Annotated in this window: 21 protein-coding genes; 8 read left to right on the top strand and 13 right to left on the bottom strand. The window is 51.4% G+C overall.

Translation table 11 applies throughout. From position 1 onward, the window contains the following. Positions 1–207: 207 nt before the first annotated feature. The 5 genes from P9J57_RS04000 to P9J57_RS04020 all read right to left on the bottom strand — a co-directional run bounded on the left by P9J57_RS04000 (position 208) and on the right by P9J57_RS04020 (position 5,605). A complete protein-coding gene (locus P9J57_RS04000; protein ID WP_072139033.1) occupies positions 208–981 on the bottom strand; it encodes a DUF1868 domain-containing protein in 774 nt (257 codons plus the stop codon). Positions 982–1,412: 431 nt separating this feature from the next. Continuing rightward, on the bottom strand, positions 1,413–2,699 hold the full coding sequence (locus P9J57_RS04005; protein WP_014605089.1) for a methyl-accepting chemotaxis protein: 1,287 nt from the start codon (positions 2,697–2,699) through the stop codon (positions 1,413–1,415). A 139-nt stretch (positions 2,700–2,838) separates the two neighbouring features. Then, positions 2,839–3,114: a hypothetical protein gene (locus tag P9J57_RS04010; protein ID WP_458038838.1), complete on the bottom strand. Its 276-nt coding sequence runs from the start codon at positions 3,112–3,114 to the stop codon at positions 2,839–2,841. A gap of 513 nt (positions 3,115–3,627) precedes the next feature. After that, the gene (locus P9J57_RS04015) at positions 3,628–4,914 is read right to left on the bottom strand and encodes a methyl-accepting chemotaxis protein (protein WP_019104783.1); all 1,287 of its coding nucleotides are present in this window, start codon (positions 4,912–4,914) and stop codon (positions 3,628–3,630) included. A 295-nt stretch (positions 4,915–5,209) separates the two neighbouring features. Next, entirely contained in the window at positions 5,210–5,605 is a 396-nt protein-coding gene (locus P9J57_RS04020; protein WP_014605092.1) for an acyl-CoA thioesterase, read from the bottom strand. A 1-nt stretch (position 5,606) separates the two neighbouring features. Between P9J57_RS04020 and P9J57_RS04025 the strand changes: the two genes are divergently transcribed. Continuing rightward, positions 5,607–5,663 carry a hypothetical protein gene (locus P9J57_RS04025; protein ID WP_353938860.1) on the top strand — a complete coding sequence of 19 codons (57 nt, stop codon included), beginning with the start codon at positions 5,607–5,609 and terminating at the stop codon, positions 5,661–5,663. A 128-nt stretch (positions 5,664–5,791) separates the two neighbouring features. On the opposite strand, the gene P9J57_RS04030 is transcribed toward P9J57_RS04025, so the two are convergent. The 3 genes from P9J57_RS04030 to P9J57_RS04040 form a co-directional block, all read right to left on the bottom strand. Continuing rightward, on the bottom strand, positions 5,792–7,375 hold the full coding sequence (locus tag P9J57_RS04030; protein WP_072138288.1) for a methyl-accepting chemotaxis protein: 1,584 nt from the start codon (positions 7,373–7,375) through the stop codon (positions 5,792–5,794). A gap of 417 nt (positions 7,376–7,792) precedes the next feature. Further along, complete coding sequence (locus tag P9J57_RS04035) at positions 7,793–8,455, bottom strand: YfdX family protein (protein WP_458038837.1); 663 nt, start codon at positions 8,453–8,455, stop codon at positions 7,793–7,795. Between the two features lie 112 nt (positions 8,456–8,567). Continuing rightward, positions 8,568–8,810 carry a hypothetical protein gene (locus P9J57_RS04040; RefSeq protein WP_014605094.1) on the bottom strand — a complete coding sequence of 81 codons (243 nt, stop codon included), beginning with the start codon at positions 8,808–8,810 and terminating at the stop codon, positions 8,568–8,570. Positions 8,811–9,250: 440 nt separating this feature from the next. Between P9J57_RS04040 and P9J57_RS04045 the strand changes: the two genes are divergently transcribed. The 5 genes from P9J57_RS04045 to P9J57_RS04065 all read left to right on the top strand — a co-directional run bounded on the left by P9J57_RS04045 (position 9,251) and on the right by P9J57_RS04065 (position 13,445). After that, complete coding sequence (locus P9J57_RS04045) at positions 9,251–10,210, top strand: sensor domain-containing diguanylate cyclase (RefSeq protein ID WP_013027128.1); 960 nt, start codon at positions 9,251–9,253, stop codon at positions 10,208–10,210. A gap of 135 nt (positions 10,211–10,345) precedes the next feature. Next, positions 10,346–11,164, top strand: coding sequence for an alpha/beta fold hydrolase (locus P9J57_RS04050; RefSeq protein ID WP_014605095.1), 819 nt, complete (start codon positions 10,346–10,348; stop codon positions 11,162–11,164). Between the two features lie 612 nt (positions 11,165–11,776). Beyond that, positions 11,777–11,941, top strand: coding sequence for a con-10 family general stress protein (locus P9J57_RS04055; protein ID WP_006118264.1), 165 nt, complete (start codon positions 11,777–11,779; stop codon positions 11,939–11,941). Positions 11,942–12,441: 500 nt separating this feature from the next. Then, a complete protein-coding gene (locus P9J57_RS04060; RefSeq protein ID WP_088900532.1) occupies positions 12,442–12,939 on the top strand; it encodes a YciE/YciF ferroxidase family protein in 498 nt (165 codons plus the stop codon). Beyond that, positions 12,936–13,445 (top strand): ferritin-like domain-containing protein, encoded by a 510-nt coding sequence (locus P9J57_RS04065; protein ID WP_013027125.1) that lies wholly within the window; start codon positions 12,936–12,938, stop codon positions 13,443–13,445. The genes P9J57_RS04060 and P9J57_RS04065 overlap by 4 nt, the downstream gene beginning before the upstream one ends. A 71-nt stretch (positions 13,446–13,516) precedes the next feature. Here P9J57_RS04065 and P9J57_RS04070 read toward each other — a convergent pair whose 3' ends face one another. Continuing rightward, the gene (locus tag P9J57_RS04070; protein WP_071785178.1) at positions 13,517–15,175 is read right to left on the bottom strand and encodes an alpha,alpha-trehalase; all 1,659 of its coding nucleotides are present in this window, start codon (positions 15,173–15,175) and stop codon (positions 13,517–13,519) included. A 316-nt stretch (positions 15,176–15,491) separates the two neighbouring features. Between P9J57_RS04070 and P9J57_RS04075 the strand changes: the two genes are divergently transcribed. Then, the gene (locus tag P9J57_RS04075; protein WP_013027123.1) at positions 15,492–15,998 is read left to right on the top strand and encodes a GNAT family N-acetyltransferase; all 507 of its coding nucleotides are present in this window, start codon (positions 15,492–15,494) and stop codon (positions 15,996–15,998) included. A gap of 58 nt (positions 15,999–16,056) precedes the next feature. Here the strand turns inward: P9J57_RS04075 and P9J57_RS04080 are convergent, their stop codons facing one another. The 4 genes from P9J57_RS04080 to P9J57_RS04095 all read right to left on the bottom strand — a co-directional run bounded on the left by P9J57_RS04080 (position 16,057) and on the right by P9J57_RS04095 (position 18,564). Beyond that, complete coding sequence (locus tag P9J57_RS04080; protein WP_019104776.1) at positions 16,057–16,785, bottom strand: ArsR/SmtB family transcription factor; 729 nt, start codon at positions 16,783–16,785, stop codon at positions 16,057–16,059. After that, positions 16,764–17,156: an amino acid-binding protein gene (locus tag P9J57_RS04085; RefSeq protein ID WP_014605098.1), complete on the bottom strand. Its 393-nt coding sequence runs from the start codon at positions 17,154–17,156 to the stop codon at positions 16,764–16,766. Before P9J57_RS04085 ends, P9J57_RS04080 begins: the two co-directional genes overlap by 22 nt. Next, a complete protein-coding gene (locus P9J57_RS04090; protein WP_029570635.1) occupies positions 17,149–17,469 on the bottom strand; it encodes an antibiotic biosynthesis monooxygenase family protein in 321 nt (106 codons plus the stop codon). Before P9J57_RS04090 ends, P9J57_RS04085 begins: the two co-directional genes overlap by 8 nt. 237 nt (positions 17,470–17,706) lie before the next feature. Continuing rightward, complete coding sequence (locus tag P9J57_RS04095) at positions 17,707–18,564, bottom strand: SDR family oxidoreductase (RefSeq protein ID WP_014594532.1); 858 nt, start codon at positions 18,562–18,564, stop codon at positions 17,707–17,709. A gap of 102 nt (positions 18,565–18,666) precedes the next feature. Here P9J57_RS04095 and P9J57_RS04100 point away from each other — a divergent pair, with 102 nt between their 5' ends. Next, the gene (locus P9J57_RS04100; RefSeq protein ID WP_014594531.1) at positions 18,667–19,050 is read left to right on the top strand and encodes a winged helix-turn-helix transcriptional regulator; all 384 of its coding nucleotides are present in this window, start codon (positions 18,667–18,669) and stop codon (positions 19,048–19,050) included. Positions 19,051–19,613: the final 563 nt, after the last annotated feature.

Below are 19,613 nucleotides of genomic sequence, written 5' to 3' on the forward strand. Positions count from 1 at the left end.
GGAAAATGAGGAAGGATTAAGCGTGTTAGTGGGATGTTGCTCACATTTAAAATGCTTTTTAATGGTGTTAAGTCATCTTTTAATCGGCAGTAGTCAAAAATCTGTAAACGATTCAGCCACGATGGATAGGTAAGGCTTTTTTCGTAAAACCAGGATGTATAAGGGAAGCGCGAAGAAAGGGCCTCGCGCATTTCCCGCAGGGCAGATTCACGACAGATAAAACTGGCGCTTAAAAGCAAACATATCATTCAGCAGGCAGTACTCGGGATTGCCGAGCGTGATAACCGGCGCGCGTTGGGCAATCATGGTTTTCCAGTTTGCCAGTGAATGTCGCCAGGCGGCATCTTCGTCGTCGGTTAACGGCGCAACCTGATATCCCAGCGTAATATGAAACTGGTAACGATCGTGGCCCGGCTCGTGAATGCCGGTGACTTCAGACAGGCGATCGCGCAACTGGCGCAAGCGCTTCTCCGTATCGGCATCGGCCGTTAACAGGCGCAGCGTTAATGGGGTTTCATGCGCAGAGGGCGCGTCCGGATTAACGCGCATGCGATATGGCGCGGCATCTTCACCCAGCTTAAACGACCGCAGGCGATCAGCCAGGATCCGATCGCACTCTTCCATAGGCATATCAAGAGCCAACCCAGCAGGCCACAGGGGATAGCGTCTTTCCTTGTCGTTGGCACCGCCGAAAACGGTCATATGATAACTGGAGGGAGGCAGCGCGGTGACCTTTCGTGACCAGCTTTCACCGGGTAACTCACGATAGACATCAAGCAGGGCATCGAAGGGTTCCGAGCCTTCACCTTGCTGCGGCAGATGGCAAATAATCGTGTTTCCCCTAAACGGCACAACCCGGCCGTCCGCGGCAAACTTACGGCCCACGTCGTTAGGGCGGTGTTCCGCACCAATAGCGCGGGCGGCGGCCATACCGCCTAGAGTGGCAATCGTACCTTTCAACAGCATTCTCCGTGTTGTCATCGTCCTACCTCTGTATTGAGCAGATTCCGGCAAAATCATTAATGGGTTCCTCGCCTGTGCGATCTTGCACGGGCATGTAGAGAGGACGTCTTCTCTGTCTGGCCGGGATGTCACAGGACAGCAGAAGCCTGATGCAATGATGAGGGGGCGATAACACACCTGCGCGGGAGCACAGATCCCGGCATCATCGTGCTGGTTAATCAAGGGGACGCGCATCTCAATCGGCCATCCTGGCGAATGTCTGTGACTAAAAGATGAAGGGAGAGTGTAAAGTCCAGAAGAGGAACCGCGCGCCGGCGTTCTCGGCCGGGTTGGGTGCATTCAGCCTGCGGGACGCAACCTAATCGGCGGGGCGCAGCGGATCGTATTTGTCCTGTTAGCCAGGGCAAGAAGAAGCCAGCGTATTCAGCGCTGGCATGACTTTCCCACGTCTATACATTGAGCCGATGAATAACCGTCACGAATTCATTCACCCCGCGATTAATCTCCTGAAAACTGCGCGAGAGGTTGCTGATTTTGTCATTCTCGGCAGTAAGAAAGCGTTTAATTTCTTCAAGTTGCTGGGTCATGTTTTCAATAAGGGTGGTATTTTCTTCCACCACTCTGGTGATTTTAAGCGTCGCCTGCGATGTCGAGGCCGCCAGTCGCCGGACCTCCTCGGCCACCACGGCAAATCCACGCCCCGCTTCGCCTGCACGTGCCGCCTCAATCGCGGCGTTTAACGCCAGAATATTGGTTTGCCCGGCGATGGCGTTGATCGTCGAGACGATTTCTTTAATATCCATCGAAGAATGATTGAGCTTATCGCCAATTTCTGCTGCCGCACTGACCTGTGACGACATCGATTCCGCATTACGGATGGTTTCACCCAGTACATCATTCGCATTAAAGGTGATCTGAGACGTCTCTTCCGACGTTGTGACGGCAATGTCAGCAACCCGTTTAGCATTCTCAACACGTTCGGTAATATCAGATGCCAGTTTGATGACCTTATAAACGTGCTCAGCATCATCTTTTATAGGGTTGTAGCTGGCTTCCAGCCAGACGCGTTTGCCTGAGGCGGTGACCCGCTCAAAACGTCCAGTAAAAGCCCGGCCTTGCTGGATCTTTTGCCAAAAATCAGGGTGCTCTTTATAAAATTCATCATAGCAAAACATACGATGATGTTTGCCCTTGAGGCCATCAAGCGGGTAGCCCATTAATTTCAGAAAATTGTTATTGGCATCAACAACCTCACCCTGCGGGGTGAACTCGATCATAGCCATAGAGTTATTTAGAGCGGTGATAATGGCTTCTTTATGCTTCAACGCTTCATGTTTGTTAGTAATGTCGTTGGCGATTTTGATGACTTTTTTTACCGCGCCGTGACGATCCTTCACAGGAAAATACGTCGCGCTTAAATACAGCCGGCTGTGATTTTTGCGAAAGCGCTCAAAAATGCCGCTAAAGGAGTGACCGGCGCCCAGGGTTTGCCAGAAATGCGCGTAGTCGCTGGAGCGCACGACGTTATCATCGCAGAACAGGCGATGGTGCTGACCCGCAATCTCGTTGAGCGTGTAACCCGTCAGTTCAAGAAAGGGCTCGTTTGCCGTAATGATGCTGCCGTCAGGCGTAAATTCAATCCAGCCAATGTTGGCTTTGATCGCCTGCGTGTTGGTCTGGTCATCTGCGGACCCCCATGAAGCGCTACCGGGCATAAAACGTGTCAGGGCAAACATAACGCTCTCCATCTTTTTCAGATAAAAGGGACAAACGATTTGGGCCTGTGTCGGGGAGTTTGCTGCCTGTGAAAAGTAAAGCGTCCGGCGCGGGTCGTCTTAGATTATCGGCACTGATGGATTCATATTTAGAAATAGATTAAAAAAAGTGATGTTTATCACAATGGCAGGCAAAGCGATCCAGTGCGGTATAAGCACGCGGACTTTCTTGCCTGGCGTGCAGCCCGAAGATGAGATGGTGGTGTAAAATACGCGAGCAGCAGTAATTTAGCGGGTTCCCTCGCCATGTTTGCTGTTCCGACTGAAAAAACGCCAGGGGCAGCGGACGGCCTGCCTCAGGACGGAAGCCATTAAAAATTGCCAGCACACCGGTGGAATTGTTAATCATAACTTGTTGAATGATGACAAAAAACATTGGGGACGTTTTTGTTATCCAAATGAATCGGGGGATGATTCGATTGACAGGCGTTCGTTCAGCTGGACTGATTTCACTTCGGGCAACCCAGCTGCGTTTTTATCATCGGCTTAAGCGAGGGCGCTCTGCGTAAGACAACGAAATACCTGAGGAGCGCAGCGCAAGGTAATGGCGTCCGCACCCCTTTCTCAGACGGACAGCAAAAGATACCGGCGATAGCGCAATCCCCAGTACCGGCCTCTGCCGTGCTGACGCGCAGGCGGCGAAATTAAAATACAGGCGCGTAGAGGGCGGATAGTGGCAGGGGCTGACGAGCCAAACAATCACGCGCCAGCGGGTGGGCCTCTGCCGGGCTGACGCGCAGGCGACGAGAATAAAATACAGGCGCGTAGAGGGCGGATAGTGGCAGGGACTGACGAGCCAAACAATCACGCGCCAGCGGGTGGGGCGCTGGCGTGGCGATGACATCTCAGGCGGTGTCGCCAATGTCAGACTGCAACATCGCCTGTGCCGTCACACATTCAGTCGATGAATCACCGTAACGCATTCGTTCACACCGCTGAAAATTTCCTGAATACTGTCTGAGAGATGAATCATCTTGTCGTTTTCCGTCGTGAGAAAACTGTTGATGCCATCAAGTTGCTGATGCATGTCGCCGATAAGACTGGCATTTTCTTCAACTACCTTGCTGATTTTCTGCGTTGCCTGAGAGGTGGAGGCGGCAAGACGTCTGACTTCTTCCGCGACTACCGCAAACCCACGTCCCGCTTCGCCCGCGCGTGCGGCCTCAATGGCGGCGTTCAGCGCCAGAATATTGGTTTGTCCGGCAATGTTGTGAATCGTGGAGACAATCTCTTTGATGTCTTTGGCCGAATAATTCAGTTTGTCACTGATCTCCGCAGCGGCTGTTACCTGAGAGGCCATGGATTCTGCATTTCGCACCGTTTGGCTCAGAACCTCATTGGTATTCGCGGTGAGATGCGACGTTTTTTCAGAGGTATTCATGGCAATATCCGCAACCTCCTGCGCCGTGACGACACGTTGGGTGATATCCGAAGCCAGCTTAATCACTTTATAAATGTGCCCCGCAGCATCTTTCACCGGGTTGTAGTTGGCCTCAAGCCAGACACGTTTTCCTGATGCCGTTACCCTTTCAAAACGCCCGGTGAACGCGCGGCCATGTTGAATTTTCTGCCAAAAATCAGGGTTTTCTTTGTAAAAGGTATCAAAACAGAATATACGGTGGTGTTTACCCTGAATCGCCGCAAGATCGTATTCCATCAGCGTCAGAAAATTTTTATTGGCGTTGAGGATCTCGCCCTGCGGGGTAAATTCGATCATCGCCATGGAGTTGTTCAACGCAGTAATAATCGCTTCTTTATGCGTCAGCTCTTCGTGCCGGTCAGTGATGTCATTGGCGATTTTGATGATTTTCTTCACGGTGCCGTGTTTGTCTTTCACAGGGAAATAGTTGGCGCTTAAGTAGAGCAGACTTTTATTTTTTCTGTAGCGTTCAAAGATGCCGCTGAAAGACTGGCCTGATGCCAGGGTTGCCCAGAATTCGGCATATTCACGAGAGCGCACAAAGTCTGGCTTACAGAACATACGATGATGCTGGCCGGTAATTTCACTGAGCTGGTAGCCCGTGACCGCCAGAAAGACCGGGTTGGCCGTAAGAATGATGCCCTCGGGCGTAAATTCAATCCAGCCGCTACAGGCTTTGATCGCCTGTACGTTACTCCGATCGTCGGAGACATTCAGCGGGGTTTTGCCCGGTTTAAAACGCGTAAAGGAAAACATAGCACTCTCCATTTATAGCCGTAAAAAGGTCAAAGAGTTGACCACGTAGTGGAGAGACAGCGACCTGTTTACAGGGAGGTCGATCGGCTCGGGTCCACTAACGTTATCGGCATCGCGCGTGTCATATTTAGGTCACATTACGGACACAATTAAAGTCTGGTGAGGTGCATCACGCTATTCACAAAGGGCATGCGGTGACGTCAACAATGCGCATGCCCTTCAGCGTAGGTTTCGCTCTCAACACTGTCAGTGTCGGGGAGCGGATGGTGCTGCAATGAAGCGGCCTGAAGCCGCGTTATGACGGGTTATCCGGTATTGCACTGCGCAAAAATTCAGGGATGGCAGGGCGACCGTTTTCCAGACAGGTGCCGGTGAAAACCGCCTCGGCATAAACGACATTATTCACCAGAATTTGTTGGATGAAGTTAACGCGGTTGCGTTTTTCATTGGCCGCCAGTGTACAGGTCACCTGCATCTCATCACCTTTCTTCAGGCTCTTTTTGAAGCGCAGGGTGTACTCCAGCAGCATATGAATACGACCCGCGGTAAACTCTTCTTCGAGATCGACACCAATGTGCTCTTTCATAAAAGCGTGACGTGTCCATTCCATATAAAACGGATAGTAGAGTCCGTCCACCACGCCCTGAAAATCGATGTGCTTTTCGTCAACCTGATACGTTTTCGTAAACATAATAGCGCCAGTAGTGAGTGAGGTTATGCTCACTTTAGTGATCATTGGCGCTTTGTGAAATGCTTTTTATTGGGGATGCGCGGGGACCGCGTACGGTGATATATCATGCTGTAACATGGCCGGGCCAGCGAGGCGCTGGCCCGGGTGAGGCGATAAAACGCGGTTATCGGAAAAAAAGCGCGTCAGTTATCGGAAAGCCGGCGTCGCGAGAGTGCCGCTTCTTTCGGTGCGGAAAATAGACACTGCGTTGCGCAGCATCACGGTTTGTTCCAGCATGCCCTGCGCGGCGGAGGAAACCTGCTGAACGAGCGCGGCGTTCTGCTGGGTAACCTGATCCATCTGGCTAACGGCAATGCTGACCTGACCGATACCATTGCTCTGCTCATCCGATGCGATGGTTATTTCGCCCATAATGGTCGTTACGCCCTGCACCGATTTCACGATCTCCTCCATCGTATTACCGGCTTCTCTTGCCAGGCCTGAGCCTTTCGCCACATGCTCGACCGACTGTGTGATCAAATCTTTGATCTCTTTGGCCGCGGTTGAACTGCGTAAGGCCAACGAACGCACCTCACCGGCGACGACCGCAAATCCGCGCCCACCTTCGCCCGCTCTTGCGGCTTCAACGGCGGCGTTAAGTGCCAGGATATTGGTCTGGAATGCAATGCCTTCAATGACTGAAATGATTTCGGCAACTTTGCCCGAGCTTTCTGAAATAGAGCGCATGGTTTCCACCACCTGCTTCACGACATCCCCGCCCTGGATCGCCACATGTGATGTAGTGTCGGCCTGAGTATTCGCGTGACGTGCGTTGTCAGTATTCTGACGAACGGTGGCGGTAAGTTCTTCCATGCTGGCAGCCGTTTGTTCAAGCGCGGCAGCCTGCTCTTCTGTGCGCTGAGCCAGATCGATATTGCCCTGCGCGATTTCGTTGGCTGAATTGTTGATCAGCTCCGCAGACGACTGAATGCCGCTGACGATGGTGACCAACTGCTGACGCATAGCTTCAAGCGACGCCATCAGGCTGCCCTGGCCTTTAAGCGGAACAGCAATGTCCACGGTCAGGTTACCCTGCGCAATCATTCCGGCAATATCGGCCGCCGCTTTTGGCTCGCCGCCCAGTGCGCGGATAATGCTGCGCGTAATAATCGTACCCAGAATAATCGAAAGCAGAATCGTAATAATACCGGCCAGGCTCAGCGTCATTTTGGTGGCAAAGGCCAGGCTGTTCACCTCTTCAGAGCGTTTAGCTAACAGCGTAGCTTCAGCGTTGTTGAATTCAGCGGCAAGGGCGCGATAGCGATCCATAAATGCCTTATCGCGGCCCTCCTGAAAGAAATGCGTCAGCGTTTCCAGCGGTTGTTTGCCGCTGTTTACATCCCGGCGCAAGGCGATCAGTTGATCGTCCACAGCCTGAACACTGTTATGCAGTTCAAGCAGCGAGGTCAGCCTTTGCTGCTGCTCGGCATTATCCGCCGTCATGCTGCGAAGCTGATTGTATTTCTGATCGAAAGCGGTTTTACCAGCGTTAAACGGTGCCAGGAAATTGTCATTGCCTGAAACAACAAACCCACGCACGCCCGTCTCCATATTCACCATATCGGTCAGCATACTGTCGCTGACGCTCATGACCTGATAACTGTGGATGTTCCAGGTGTTGGCCTGACGCAGTTTAAGAAAATTGGCGATCGACAAGCTGCTGCCAATCAGCGAAACAATAACGATGATGCCGAACGCGAAGGCGATTTTACGGCCGGTTGTGATTTTCATGTTTTTCCCCGATAAGTGATCTTATTATTTTTGTGATAAAAGCCATTACATTTCGTTTATCGGCAAAGAAGAGTGGCAGTTTATAACCGCACCTCCTTTTTTTATAAAACCTGTCCTTAAGGTTAGCCGCAGATAATTACCTGGGTTATCTATAGAAAGGATACGATGCCGTGGGGATAACATAACCGTATGTTACGAGCAGTCACGTGACTTTTAGCCGTTCCATAAGCACGTGACAAAACAGCTTAATAAAGAGAAAGCAATTTCGCTTTGCGGAGGTGAAGGGATTCAAAACGCTAATGCAGAAAAAAACATGGAGAAAGTTGCTAATGGATATGTATAAAAAATGTCGCTTTCATTCGAAATAATGAAAGCGACAGAGCAGTTAAATAACGTCGTTTTTATTAACTGCGATGATTAGCCTTTACTCCCTGTCTGCGCATGAGCGCCCGTTTGGGTGTGGTGCATCGTTGGGCTCACAGGAAGCTCAGAATAGGTTTGAGTATCATAAATTACCCCTTCTTCAGCGGATTTCAGCAACATACCTGCCTGATAGTATTTGTCCTGTTTCATCATGGCGAGTGCGCTGGAAACATCGTTTTCAGTCTGCTGCAACGGCATCAGTTCCTGCGTTTCGGTAACGGCAACGCCTGCCAGTTTCAGCTCATCAAGCGCGCCCTGTTTATCACCCGCTTTGATGTGCTGGTTGGCCTGATCGATAGCATCATTTTTCTGTTTCGAAAACTGATAATCTTCTGAAACGGAGACGTCGGAACCGATACGAATATAGTTATCGCCATTCATAGGGGCTTTCTTGTCGTAGCGAATATATTTGGTCCAGTCCACGCTATTATCTTTCAGGTAGGTTTCTGCCTGGGTGGCCAGCGCTTTTGCCTGTTGCGTCTGACCGTTAAATAACGCGTTGCGAGAAAGCTGAATATCATTCATCGCCTGGGCCGCCTGCGCGGATACGACTTCGTTATTTAACGTGTGGCTGTCTTTAAAAGATTCAGCGGCAGCGGCTCCGCCAGTAAACACTAATACGGCTACAATCATTGAGCTAACAATCATCTTTTTCATGATATTAATCCTCTGTATGTATGCATCCGAAAGGTGCTAACGTCATTAATTACATAAAGCGTGCCTTATTACGGGTAATAAATCTTTCCGGAAAAATCATAGACAGTGATTGTCAGATGAATATCGCCGTCTGGGTTTTGCTACTGTGGAAATGATTATCCAGAACAGCATTACTGACACAGAAACGATCGGGAGCCGTGCTGTCTGAGGCGTAATCTTTTACAGGACAGTTGCTGCCGCGCAGTTGGGTAAAAAACATATCGCCTGAAAAGCATGCTTCGGTAAGGTGTACATCCTGCTGTGACGGGTTTTCACACTGGCTGCCGTGAAAAGAAAGGGTCATTAACCGGGCCATAATTTATCTCCTTGATGTCGTGCTGATGTCTTTAATTAACACCCGAAAGATATTTAAGTGTGATTATGAGTTTGCAGAAAAATGTCATCGTTACATTTGTCATCTTTATTTTTCATTAAAAGTCATTGAGTTAGATGAATGAGTTTGTAACAGGTCCTCCGTTCTTTAAGAAACCTGAGTTTTCTATAGAAGAAAACGTACAGGCTGACATCAGGTTGAATTTTCATCATCCTGTTAACGGGAAAATAAGGCGGGTAACGACAGAGGAAACACACTGTCTTTTTCCCCTTAAGATTTTGTCGTGTGCTGGCCCGGTGGCCGTTAAGCGTGGGAAATCCTGTGTGTGTGGATTTTATCCGCGTCTCGTCTTCTTTTGAGTAGGCTGCTTTACACAACCTCTGGCACTGGCAAAATAGTCATTTCCCTTTCCAGTAATCGCTATGTCTGAAGAAGCTCTGCGGCAGCAAATCGCGAATTTAAAAAAGCACAATGCGCGATTAAAGCGTATTGCGCACGATGCCCGTAATAAATTAAGCGCCGCACTGGACGGAACAGGACTGTGCTTGTGGCAGCTGGATATTCCCAGCGGCAAACTGGTCATTTTTAACCGACGCTGGGGATCGATGCTGGGTTTTCAGCCCAAAGAAGTTGGTGCGCATTTCGACGTATGGAAATCCTGCCTGCATCCGGACGATGCCAGCGACGTATTGAAGGCTTTCTACGATCATATTAACGGAAAGGCACCTTTCTATGAGGCGTTGCACCGCATGGTGGGCAAAACGGGCAAGATCACCTGGGTACTGGATCGCGGTCGGGTCAGCGAATGGGACGAGCAGGGAAGGCCCTCCAAAGTAACGGGCACCCATATTGATATGACCAAAGAGAAACAGTACGAAGAGCAGCTGGCGACACTGGCGATGCATGATCCTCTTACGCAGTTAACTAACCGCCATGCATTACTCACCCATTTTCGCGATATGAAAACGGAAGCCGTGTTTTGCATTGCCTTTATTGATTTAGATAATTTCAAACACGTCAACGATACGCTGGGGCATCGCAGCGGCGACGACGTTCTGATTCAGCTCAGCCAGCGCTTTATCGCCGCCTGTCCGTCTAATGTCATTATTGGCCGACTGGGCGGAGATGAATTTGTTTTGTTGATCCCTTTCGCCTTGTCCCATCCGCTCACAGATAAACTCACACAAGCCTGTCTTGAAGCTGCCCTGCAGCCCTTCGAACTGGCTAACGGTACAGCGTCCATTGGCGCTTCGATTGGTGTGGTTCAGGTTAACAGCCCCGAGAACTTTGACAGCGCGCTCGCCCGGGCCGATGAGGCCATGTACAGCATCAAAAAAAATGGCAAATGTGGCGTCGCCCTGTCACACGGGGAAGGCTTATAAGGACGCTTCCCGCGACTGGAACATTTTTCGCCCTCTGCCAGGCTTATGTGGTATCACCATTCTGCCAGCGCTGTCGCGGCAACATGAGCGGCGGAGGCCTGAGGCGTAATGACTTCCACCTGGAGCGAGGCACGCATGAGTCTGTTTAAAAGCAAAGATGGATATAATCTCTATTACAAAGACTGGGGTAAAGGTCAGCCAGTATTGTTTAGTCATGGCTGGCCGTTGGATGCGGACATGTGGGACAGTCAGCTCAATTTTCTTGCAGAACGCGGCTACCGCGCCATCGCCTTTGACCGACGTGGCTTTGGGCGTTCCGATCAGCCCTGGGACGGTTACGATTACGACACCTTTGCTGACGACATTCATTGCCTGATTGAACATCTGCAACTCAGAGACGTGACCCTGATTGGCTTCTCAATGGGCGGCGGGGATGTGTCACGCTACATCGGCAAATACGGGACAGATAAGGTTAAAAAGCTGGTGCTGCTGGGGGCGGTAACGCCGATTTTCGGCCAGACTGACGATCATCCCGAAGGTGTCGAGAAATCGGTCTTTGACGGCATTAAACAGGGGTTGTTGAAAGATCGCGCGCAGTTTATCAACGAGTTTGCTGCGCCGTTTTATGGCACCAATGCCGGTCAGCAGGTTTCAGAAGGCGTGCTCACGCAGACCTTAAACATCGCTTTACTGGCATCGCTTAAAGCAACGCTGGACTGTGTTACCGCGTTTGCCGAAACAGATTTCCGCGCAGATCTGGGGAAAGTGGATGTGCCAGCCTTAATTATTCACGGCAGTCATGACCAGATAGTGCCTTTTGAAGCCACGGGCAAGCTGGCACATGCGCTGATACCGGGTTCGGAACTTAAGATCTATGACAATGGCCCACATGGTTTTGCCGTCACGCATCAGGACCAACTCAATCAGGATTTACTGACGTTTTTACAACAGTAACGGAACAGAATAATCTGAAAGCAACGCCCGTCAGGGCGTTTTTTTTTATTCCTCAACGCTTCGCTTATTTAAAACACCTTTTTTACCTTCTTCTCTTTTATTTTTCATGACCGTTTTACTAATTGATGCTTTTTTGATTATTTAATGATCTGCTTTTAACAGAAACATCGATAATTAACGAATTTACCGCTTCGCTTATTTTCAGATGATGGAAGTGTGATGTTGTTGAATTTGCTTTATCAGGCGTGGTTAAAAAGAACATTTATTGATCATATTGACGACGTTCCGTGATGCTGATCCGATTTACCGCTTCGCTTATAAAGAAAAACGGGGTGGACTTTTTAATGAATCGATCGATTAATAGGGGCGGGAAGAGTGGCTGTCACAAGGCTGACATGATCGGCATTCTCGTTAAGTTTCTTGTTTAGATAGTTTCGTTACTAAAGAATTAAAGGGATGAGCAGCAAAAAGGTTTTGTCTGGCAACCCACGCCAGCGCTCAGCGTTTATGCTTGATAAGGTGATTTTTATGGCTACATTTAATTCTGTAGCCGTTAAGGTAATGCAGCTTTAACTGTGCCAGTTGAATAATGAAATTTGAGGAGAATACAGAATGACGCAATATCGTGGTGGCGCGGGTAATTTCGCCGCAGATAAAGAGCGCGCGGCAGAGGCCGGGCGTAAAGGCGGGCAGAACAGCGGTGGGAACTTTAAGAATGACCCGCAGCGAGCGATCGAAGCAGGCCGCAAAGGAGGTAAAGTAAGCCGTCGTAGTTAATCATTTACTTACAATGACTTGCTATTATCTTTGGCGGTTTAAAAAAGGGAAATACGTTCAGTACGCTTCTGTCTTCCCGTCTGACCTGTTGTGAAAACACGCTCTGGTGTGAGGTCGCAAGAATCTTACCGGAAAGAACGCCCCCTTTCCGGTGTCTTTTTCAGCGCTCCGCTGACATCAAAAAATAAATATAAAAAATGGAACCTCAATCCAATGGGCGGAATGGGCATTATTTTCCTTGGGTGCTAAGTTGTACGCGAATGGGAATATTCGTACAGATTTGGCTGAATTTAAACAGATCCTCATTTTTAATAAATTTAAATTAAAAAGATAAATCACTGGTAATGAAAGAAAAAATGCATTTTTAATGCCACTTATGTTGTCAGGTTTTGCAAAGTTAAACACTATTCCCGCCAACTCCACTAAGGTTATATAAAGTGCGATTGACTGAAGCGGCGCTGAAACCTCGGTGCTGCTGTCTAATTAATGAGGCTCTTTTCATGACTGTTAAAACGTTAAATGATCTTTTCATCCACGACCTGTCAGATGTTTACAGTGCAGAAAAACAGATTGCCCGGGCTCTGCCAAAAATGGCGCGCGCTGCCAGTGATGAAAACCTGGTTGCTGCGTTTAATCAGCACCTTGAAGAGACAAGCGGGCAAATTGAGCGTCTGGATGAATTAGTTGAGGCCACGCCCGAGGTAAAAATTAAACGTATGAAATGTCATGCGCTGGAAGGGCTGGCGGAAGAAGCACAGGAAGTTATCGAGTCGGTAGAAAAGGGAGAGGTACGCGATCAGGGATTGATCGGAGCGGCGCAAAAAGTTGAGCATTATGAAATCGCGACCTACGGTACCCTGCAGGCGCTGGCACTCAAGCTAGGCTACACCAAAGCGGCGAAGCTGCTGGCACTGACGCTTGAGGAAGAAAAACAAACCGATGTAAAACTCACCACGCTTGCTCAGGCAATCAGCACGGTTGAAGGAGCAGCAAAATGACCACGGCGATTGAAAACTATCATGACTGGCTACGCGATGCGCATGCCATGGAGAAGCAGGCCGAGAGCATGCTGAGCAAAATGTCGGGCCGCCTTGAGCACTACCCGGCACTGGAACAACGCCTGGCACAGCATCTGGAAGAAACCAAACATCAGCTTCAGCTGCTTGAGCAGCTGCTGGATCGTCACGGCATTGACCACTCCATCATGAAAGACGTGATGGGAAAAATGGCGGCAATGGGGCAGGCGATCGGCGGTATGTTCACCTCTGATGAAGTCGTGAAAGGGGCGATGAGCGGCTATGTGTTCGAGAACGCAGAGATCGCCAGCTATACCAGCCTGATTGCGGCAGCAGAACAGGTCGGTGACAGTGAAGGTGTCAGAGTGCTGAGCGAAATTCGCAATCAGGAGATTGCGATGGCTGAATGGCTGTTCCAGCATCTGCCTGAGGTGACGCAACAGTTCCTGCAGCGCTCCGCGCAGCCGGGCGTTGAAGCGAAGAAATAATGCGTTTGCGGTGCCGCAGGCGGTAAAAAGCCGGGAAATGTTCCCGGCTTTTTTACGTGCTTCTGGGGCGGTTAGTCAGCCATTAAATGACCGTACATCGCCATCAGGCGACGCGTTACGCCGTTTGTCCAGCCGAAGCCGTCCTGTAACGGATATTCGCCACCGCCGCCCGGGCGGGCACGATCGCCGCTGATATCGTACTTTTCTACCAGCTTATGGTGCAGCTGGTAGAAATTGTTCACCGTGGTCAGCCAGTTAACGGCAATCTCGTTCGCCAGCGACTCTTCCCCATAGTTGTTTAAGCCCACAACGGCCATCCACTGCATGGGCGCCCAACCGTTCGGTTTATCCCACTGTTCACCGCTTTCCACCATTGAGGTCAGCAGGCCGCCGTTGCTGAGCAGCAGGTGGCGCAGGGCGATAGCTTGCAGGTGGGCCTGATAGGGCGTTGCCAGCCCGACAAACAGCGGCACGACGGCGGCGGCGGTAAAGGCACCGAAGCGCGCACGGCGCCAGTCATAATCGCGAAAGACTCCTGCCGTGCTGTCCCACAGGTAACGGGTAATCGCCCGCTTACGCGCCTCGGCCTTTTTCTGCCAGGCCAGCGCAGTCAGCTCTTCACCTTTAGCATGCGAGAGCGTGGCTATCATTAACTCAAGCTTGTACAACAGCGCATTGAGATCGATAGGGATAAATTGTGTCGTGCGAATACTGGCCAGGCGTTTTGGGTTACGCAGCCAGCGTGACGAGTAATCCCATCCCGATGCCGCCCCTGCGCGCAGATCGCGGTAAACTTCGCTTGCCGGACGTTTTGAATGACGCGCCGTTTCCACATCTTCAATCCAGGATTCGTCGCGCGGCGTATCGCGGTCGTCCCAGTAGCGGTTCAGCAGCGAGCCGTCAGGCATTCTGACCACATGGCGGTAAGCCTGGTTTGGCATCAGCGAGCCCGCGCCATCCATCCAGAACTGATACTCTTTCATCAGTTGCTCCAGATAGCGCTGGGAGCCCTGCACACCATCTTCTTCGAACAGCTCAACCATCAGGGCGAACACCGGCGGCTGTGAGCGGCTGAGGTAATAGGTACGGTTGCCGTTTGGGACATGGCCGTAGTTATCGATCAGCCACGCGAAGTTGTCCGCCATGTGGCGCAGCAGGTCGTCGCGGCCCGACTCCGCCAAACCAAGCATGGTGAAGTAAGAGTCCCAGTAGTAGGTTTCACCGAAGCGACCGCCCGGTACGACATAGGGTTTGGGCAACGGCAGCAGCGATGAGTGCGGCATATGCTGCTGCGGCATTTTGGTCAGCACCGGCCAAAGATCGTCAATATGCTCGTTGAGCGTCTTGTCGGGATTCGAGACGTAAAAGCTTTCATTAATGCCCGGCATATAAAAATGCTCAGCAACAAAACGCGACAGGTCGAACTCCTTGCTGCGCTTTTGACGACGATAGCGCATCAGCACATCCAGAGGATCGTACTTAGGCGAGCAGTCGGGGAAAGTTTTACTGTCCTCGAAAATGCCTGACATCTGGACGGCTTCGAACAGCTCAAGGTAGCGATCGGCAGGCGTCAGCGCATCCGGAGCCGGTAAGCCTTCAATCAGCTCCGGCTCGGGTTCAGAATCTTGCATGCGGTCCAGCTTTAGTTCATGGGGATCGTATTGATACTCAACTTCCGCCCCGGCACGATTCTCTTCGAATGCATTGAGTTGCTGGCGATAAGTATTAATAACGGCCTCCTGAGCGAACGGGGTTGCACAAAGAAGGAATTATAGACCTCTCGCAGGCAGGAACAACAATGCAGATTGTCTATGAACGTAATAAAAATTGTCTATTAATCGTATGCATTGAATAAAACACAGTCAATTCAACTAAATATGGCGGGTTTAGCCGTAAATGCATTTCAGATGAATCTCTTAGGTAACAACGAAATAAATTTTAATCTACCCGGAGGGTAATGTTTATGACGCAGGTGAAGGTGATAATACACAAAAATGTCACGATGGAGCACAATGGCGTGAACAAGACCGCGAAGGACAATTTAGCGTGAAACCTTATACCTTACAGCGTCTCACTGACCGGGATATGGCGGCATTTCGGACTATCAGGCTTGACGGGCTCAAGCGTCATCCCGCTGCCTTTGGCGCAGATTATGACACTGAGCGTCATCAGCCTGACGCGTTTTTTGCGGCAAGGCTACGTGAAAACTGCGTGCTGGCAGGAGCAGACGATCGGGGCCGGTTGGGTGGCATCGTCGGTGTGCGCTTTAATGCCGCGCAGAAACAGCGCCATTACGCCACCATCTGGGGAATGTATCTGTGCCCGGAATGGCGTGGAAGCGGGCTGGCAAAGGCGTTACTCACGGCCGCGATAGCCGAAGCCAGTGAATGCTGCTGCCTGAAGCTCGCCGTGAGCACCACCAATACGGCGGCCGTCCGGCTTTACCGCTCGGCAGGGTTTCAGACCTATGGCACGGATGTGGCCGCGCTTTATGTCAACGGCGTTTATCACGATACCTTGCTGATGCGGCTGGACAAAGAACCCGAACGCTGAGCAATAAGCCTTACGTGCTTCGTCACCCGTAGAACTAACGGGCGACGTAAAGTGTGCGTCAGCTCAGGCTGATGTTGAACAGACGCTGAAGGGCCAGTTTGCCGCTGTCTGTCACAACCAGTTCCCGGTATCCCGCCGCCTGAACCAGCCAGTGCTTTTGCAACAGAAAGCGTAACAAGGCGGCACCCACTTCGCCTCCCGCATGGAAGCGTCTTTCACTCCAGTCCAGGCAGGGACAGCAGGCTTTTCGCCGGGAGCGGGGCGCAAGCGCAATCCCTGCATTTGCGAAATTAGCTGTGCCACGTGGCGTCAGCCCAGTGCCGTCCTCACATATCCAGCCTTCCAGTTGCAGAAAATCATAGATGGCTACGGCAATTTCGCCGGCCAGATGATCGTAGCAGGTTCGGGCTCGCCTCAGACGGTTTGGCGTCGTGGTTTTAAGCGGGGCGTCGGGCCTTACCGAAACGCCCATCAGATTTTCCAGCAGGCTGGCAACCTCGCGACCGGCCAGGCTGTAATAACGATGCCTTCCCTGCACTACACAGACGAGCAGGCCCGTCTCAAGCAGCTTATTCAAATGGCCACTGGCGGTTGACGGGGCGATATCGGCCACCACGCTCAACTCGGTGGCGGTCCATGCCCGGCCATCCATCAATGCACAAAGCATGTGCATTCTGGAGGCATCTGCCATCGCCGAGGCGACCACAGACATGCTGATCTCCAGCGAGGGCTGATTATCCTGATGATGGCGGGAAGGGATCAGTTTCATTCTGTCGCGCATGTCCATTGACGGGTCAGGTTGCCAGCCCGCAAATCGTCATCTGTGAGCAGGATGAGGCGGTTACTGTGATCGCTGTACTGAACGCATATATTAATGTCGTTTTGCGCAATAATCCGCGCAATTTCGCCCAGCTCCCCCGGCCGCGCCTGTGCCAGCTTTCTGATTAGTGGCTTTTTAACGTCCCTGACGTCAAAACCGGCCTGCGACAATACCTGTTGGGCTTTGGGGCCATCTTCAACAAGGAAGTGGGCATGGCTCTCCTGGGGCGTAGAAAACACACCGCCCCCTTCCAGACCAATGCCATGCTGGCCGAGAAGCGTGCCAAAGGCGGCAAGCGCGCCTGGCGTGTTGCTGAATACGACATGAATATCAAACATGATGACGTCCCTCCGGCCCTGAATAGTCGCGCATCACCTGAGCAACGCGTATCCGGTAATGTGAAAAAATATGGCTTTTACCTTCTTCCTGCGCTGACTGATGTTCTCTGTTTTCTCGCCAGTTTTTTACCGCACTCTCATCTTCCCACCAGGAGAGCGATAAGATCTTTCCGGGCGTGCTCAGGCTCTGGAACCTTTCAATCTGGATAAACCCCGGTAATTCAGCCAGCCCGGGCGACAACTCAGCCGCCAGCGCAAGATAGCGTTGTTGCGCTGCGGGTACGGCTTCTGCTTCAAAAAGAACAGCAATCATTTTAGATCTCCATGAGTAAGCATGCGGGCAGTTTACGCGCGGCAGAATGCGATGCTTCGGCGTGTACCGAACAATGGCGTGCTCCATGTGGAGAAGGGCAGGGCGAGAAGAGAGAAGGGACGTGCGCCTGGCAGAGTAAAAACCGACAGGGGAGAAATCCGCCGTTGCCTGCCGGCGACTCTGCTCCGGTAAACAACGGCGCGATCGCAGGGCAAAACGCCTGCGATTCGGCTGATCTTATCCTTGTACCAGCGTGGCGCGAATCACGTCCTGGTAAGGCGTGGTTGGACGACCAATAAGCTGGCTCAGCGCGCGGGAATCATCGAACAGACCGCCCTGAGACGCGCCGACATCAGAGTCCGCCAGTAAGTCCGCCAACGGCGCCGGTAAGCCTGCGCCTTTCAGCGCCGCCGCAAAGTCTGCCTGCGGCAGGTTAACGTAATCAACCTGCTCACCGCTTTGCGCGGCAATCTCAGCGGCAAATTCAGCCAGGGTGTAGCTGTGATCGCCTGCCAGTTCGTAGACCTTCCCTGCCTGATCGTCACGAACCATCACTTCAGCCGCCGCATCGGCATAGTCCTGACGCGCAGCAGACGAAATCCGTCCTTCGCCCGCCGCACCAATGAACGCATGATGTGCCAGAGCAGGTGCGATGCTCGCTGCATAGTTTTCCGTGTACCAGCCGTTGCGCAGCAAGGCATAAGGCACACCTGACGCCGCCAGCATGGCTTCGGTTGCGCGGTGCTCGATCCCGAGCGAAAGCGGAGAGGTATCCGCATGCAGCAGGCTGGTATAGGCAATAAATTTCACACCTGCGGACCTGGCGGCCTCAATAACGGCTCTGTGTTGAGGTTCACGCTGGCCGACTTCGCTTCCCGAAATGAGCAGCAATTTTTCGACTCCTGCAAAGGCGTCCGCTAACGTCTCAGGTTTATTGTAATCCGCCTCACGCACGTTAACGCCCAATGCGGCAATATCCGCCGCTTTAGCAGGCGTGCGCACGGTAGCAACAATCTTGTCTGCCGCAACTTTTTTGCTTAATGCATCAATGACTAAACGGCCCAGTTGGCCAGTGGCACCCGTAACAGCGATCATGAGGTTACTCCTTAAGATGACAGTTGGTAAAATGCAGCCTAAGCGATAAACTAACTTTTAGTAAGTACTTACAGAATTGTTAGCATGGGGTGAAAGCGTTAAATGTCTGAAAAACTGAGCGAAAAATTTAGCCGGGGCGAGTTGCTCAATGTTAACTGTCCGTCACGCGACCTGTTAAAGCGTATCACCAGTCGCTGGAGCGTGCTGATCCTGCTCGCGCTTAAAGATAAAACGCTGCGATTTAGCGAACTCCGTCGTGCGGTGGGGGGCGTCAGTGAACGTATGCTGGCCCAGAGCCTGCGCTATCTGGAAGAGGACGGCTTTGTGCAACGTATAGCCTATGATGTCGTGCCGCCACATGTGGAATACCGCCTGACGCCGCTGGGGCGTGAAGTCGGGGAGCAGGTCGTAGGGCTGGCAGACTGGTTAGAAGAGAATCTTGAGCGCATCCTGTCTCACCGCGAAAAGGACACTGCCGCTGAATAGCCTGTTGATCCTGACGGGCGAGCGCCTGCCGGGACGAAGCGACGTTCCCTGACCAGACGATGCCCGCTAACGAATGCGCAACGCTTAGTGGAGATAAACCGTCGGCCTTATCTGCAACCTGGCGATGATATCCCGTAGCTTTTAACATCATTTTTACTACGCGGTTATTTTGACAAGGCTGCACCCGTAAATAATGGCACTGCCAGTTAATGAACACCGGGTCATTTACATGTTCGATATTTTTTTAACATAAATAGCAAACTAATCCAGGCCGCCTGCGGCGGATAGACGCTTTTTTACAGTTCATTAAATATGTCCCAATCTGAAAAATAACCTCAGAAGGGGTAGATAAGATAAATACCCTGCTAAGGATATAAAAAAACACATAATTTCAGTGTGGGATGTGCATTTTAGCCGGAGGCAGGTGCGCGGAGTTGTGCTGAATAACAGCTAAAAACAGCGGGTTGCGCGTTTTTTCGTGCTAAGCCTGTCTGGACAGGAACTCACTTTTTTATCCCCTAATTTAATAACAATAATGTCACAAAGCTACGCTGTAATTAACC

It is taken from the genome of Pantoea sp. nfd-35, assembly GCF_056892255.1.